The organism is Streptomyces rimosus subsp. rimosus (genome assembly GCF_000720725.1).
Classification (GTDB): Bacteria; Actinomycetota; Actinomycetes; order Streptomycetales; family Streptomycetaceae; genus Streptomyces; species Streptomyces rimosus_A.
Map to the genome: position 1 here is coordinate 1 of NZ_JOCQ01000270.1, position 275 is coordinate 275.

General features: G+C 73.8%; 1 protein-coding gene. It reads right to left on the reverse strand.

Annotation, left to right across the window (positions count from 1 at the left end; genetic code table 11):
- Window positions 1-275 (reverse strand): thiolase family protein (locus IH45_RS0142855; protein ID WP_030682784.1); only part of this gene is annotated, 275 nt, incomplete at both ends.

The following is a 275-nucleotide window of genomic DNA, read 5'->3' on the forward strand; positions in this document are numbered from 1 at the left end:
GGTGGCTGGCCAGCGCGAAGGCGTCCTGCTGTGCGCGGTCGATGCCGTGCTGGTCGGCGATCAGTTCGGCGCCCTCGCCCAGCGCCACCGTCCACTGCGGGGGCATCTGCGGGTTGGTCATCCGCCAGCCCAGGGTGGAGGAGAACAGCTCCTGATGCCCGGCCGGGAAGGCCCGCTCGGGCTTGGGCAGGATGTAGGGGGCGCGGCTCATCGACTCCACCCCGCCCGCCAGGACGATGTGCGCGTCGCCCAGGGCGATGGCGCGGGCGGCCTGG